1 protein-coding gene is annotated in these 3,308 nt (G+C 43.5%); it reads right to left on the minus strand.

All coding sequences use genetic code 11. The features are described 5' to 3' along the window. A partial coding sequence (gene pyc, locus ACE1TI_RS21445; RefSeq protein WP_375009551.1) for a pyruvate carboxylase occupies nucleotides 1-3,308 on the minus strand: 3,308 nt, incomplete at both ends.

Consider the following 3,308-nt stretch of genomic DNA (forward strand, 5'->3'; position numbering starts at 1 on the left):
TTCATGGCCTCTGTAATCATAAGGTGGTCGCCTTTTTTGACTTTTTCACCTTTTTCCACAAGCTTTTTCACGACGGTTCCCGGCATAGATGCACCAATCTGGTTAGGATTCGTTTTATCTACTTTTGGCCGGTCAGATGCCACTGTTTTTACATTTTGGTCTTTTATTACTACTTCACGCGGCTGGCCGTTTAATTCAAAGTAAACGATACGGTTGCCGTTTTCCTGTGGTTTAGAAATAGAAACCAGCTTCACGATCAATGTTTTCCCTTGCTCAATTTCTATTTCAATTTCTTCTCCTAACCGCAGACCGTAAAAGAACGTTGGGGTATCAAGTACTGATACATCTCCAAATTGCTGGCGGAACCGCTCAAAGTCCATAAATACTTTTGGATAAAGAGCATAAGAAATCATATCATGGCTCGTTACTTGGCGGTCAAGCTTATGATATAAATCTTCTTTAACTTCTTGGAAGTTCACCGGCTCTAATCGTTCTCCAGGACGGTGAGTAATTGCTTCTCTGCCTTTTAGTATGATTTGCTGCAGTTCTTTCGGGAACCCTTGGTAAGGCTGTCCAAGAAAGCCCTGGAAAAACTCCACGACAGAATCCGGGAAGTCAAGGTTTTCTCTTTTTTCATAAATATCATCTTCTGTTAAATCATTTTGTACCATATATAAAGCCATATCACCGACTACTTTGGAGGATGGGGTCACTTTTACTACATCTCCAAACATGTCATTTACACGGCGGTACATCTTTTTCACTTCATTCCAGCGGCCTTTCAATCCAACAGCTTTTGCCTGCTGCTGCAGGTTGCTGTACTGTCCACCCGGCATTTCGTGTTCATACACTTCTGTATGCGGAGCATTCATGCCGCTTTCAAAGCCTTGATAATATTTTCGGGTATACTCCCAGTATTCACTAAGCTGCTCCAGTGCTTTTACATCAATATTCGGCTGACGTTCTGTTCCCTTTAATGCATAGTAAAGACTGTTGGCACTAGGCTGGGAAGTCAGTCCTGCCATAGAGCTTGCCGCCACATCCACAATATCTACGCCAGCTTCCACAGCACGTGCGTAAGTTAAAATACCGTTGCCGCTTGTATCATGCGTATGCAGGTGGATTGGAATATCAATCGTTTCTTTCAACTCGGAAATGAGCTGATAAGCAGCTTCCGGCTTCAGCAAACCTGCCATATCTTTAATGCCCAGAATGTGAGCACCGGCTTCTTCTAATTGCTTTGCCAGGTTTTTATAGTAATTCAAATCATATTTGTCGCGTTTAGGATCAAGAATATCCCCTGTATAGCACATAGATGCTTCAGCAATCTTGCTTTGCTCCCGAACTTCGTTGATAGCGAGCTTCATGCCTTCCACCCAGTTAAGAGAGTCAAAGATTCGGAACACGTCTATGCCGGCAATGGCTGACTTTTTAACAAATTCTTTGATTACATTATCAGGGTAGTTTTTATAGCCGACCGCATTCGATGCACGCAGAAGCATCTGGAAGAGCATATTCGGCATTTTTTCTCTTAATACTAAGAGACGCTCCCAAGGATCTTCGTGTAAAAATCTCATAGACACATCAAACGTAGCCCCGCCCCACATTTCAGAAGAGAAAAGATTTGGAAGCAATCTCGAGGTCGGCTCTGCTATTTTCTTTAAATCATGGGTTCGGAAACGAGTAGCAAGCAGAGACTGATGAGCGTCACGGAAAGTCGTGTCCGTAAGCAATACTTCTTTTTGATTCTTTACCCACTCTGCTAATCCTTCCGGGCCTTTTTCGTCTAAAATCTGCTTCGTTCCGTTAGGATACGGTTCGCTATGTTTAATTTTAGGAACCTCAGGCTTTTCGAATATCGGTTTTTTCTCTTGTTCAAGGCCTGGGTATCCATTAATAGTGGTTTCACCGATAAAAGTAAGCATTTTTGTTCCGCGGTCTTTTCGTTTCGGAAACACAAACAGTTCCGGCGTAGAGTCAATAAAGGATGTATCATACTCCCCTGTTAAAAACTGTTCATGCTGAACGACATTTTCTAAAAACGCAATGTTTGTCTTAATGCCGCGGATCCGGAATTCCCGAAGGTTACGAAGCATTTTAGCTGCAGCACCTTCAAAAGTAAGCGACCATGTAGATACCTTAACAAGCAGCGAGTCATAGTGCGGTGTAATAACAGCACCCTGAAAACCATTGCCGGCGTCAAGGCGTACGCCAAAACCGCCGCTCGAACGATAAGCCATAATTTTTCCTGTATCCGGGAAGAAATTATTAGCTGGATCTTCTGTTGTCACACGAGATTGAATTGCGTAACCGTTTGTTGTGATTTTTTCCTGGCTTGGAATACCGATTTCAGGGCCGTGCAATGATTTACCAGCTGCAATGTACAGCTGTGTTTGCACAATGTCCACCCCGGTTACCATTTCTGTTATTGTATGTTCTACCTGCACGCGCGGGTTTACTTCTATGAAGTAAAATTCTCCGTCAGGGTTGACGAGGAATTCAACGGTTCCAGCGTTTACGTAATTAATGTTCTCCGCCAGCTTTAACGCTGCGTTACAAATGTTTTCACGAAGTTCTTGGCTTAAAGACACACTTGGAGCAATTTCAACTACCTTCTGGTGACGGCGCTGCACAGAGCAGTCTCTGTCATAAAGGTGTACGATGTTGCCTTCTTTGTCCCCAAGCACTTGAACTTCAATATGCTTTGGATTTTCAATGAACTTTTCCACGTACACTTCATCGCTTCCAAAGGAAGATTTCGCTTCGGAGCGTGCACGGTCATATGCTTCCTCTAACGCTTCAGGTCTGCGTACGATCCGCATGCCGCGTCCACCGCCGCCAAGAGCAGCTTTAATGATGAATGGAAATCCATTTTCATCAGCAAATTTTTTCACTTCATGGATGCCGGAAACTGGTCCGTCGCTTCCTGGAATAACAGGAAGTCCGGCTTTAATAGCCGTTTCTCTTGCTCTTACCTTATCCCCGAACATATGAAGATGCTCTGTACCAGGGCCGATGAAGATAATGCCTTCTTCTTTACATCTTTGGGCAAATTCAAGATTTTCTGATAAAAATCCATAGCCCGGGTGAATTGCATCTACGTCATTGCTTTTTGCTGTTTCAATAATGCTTTCAATATCAAGATACGCATCAATTGGTTTTTTTCCTTCGCCAATTAAGTAAGCTTCATCTGCTTTGTACCGGTGAAACGCACTCGAGTCTTCTTTGGAATACACCGCAACGGTTCGAATATGTAATTCGGTGCATGCCCGGAAAATACGGATTGCTATTTCTCCACGGTTTGCTAC

Origin of the sequence: Alteribacillus sp. JSM 102045, from assembly GCF_041949975.1 — a bacterium.
Classification (GTDB): Bacteria; Bacillota; Bacilli; order Bacillales; family Marinococcaceae; genus Alteribacillus.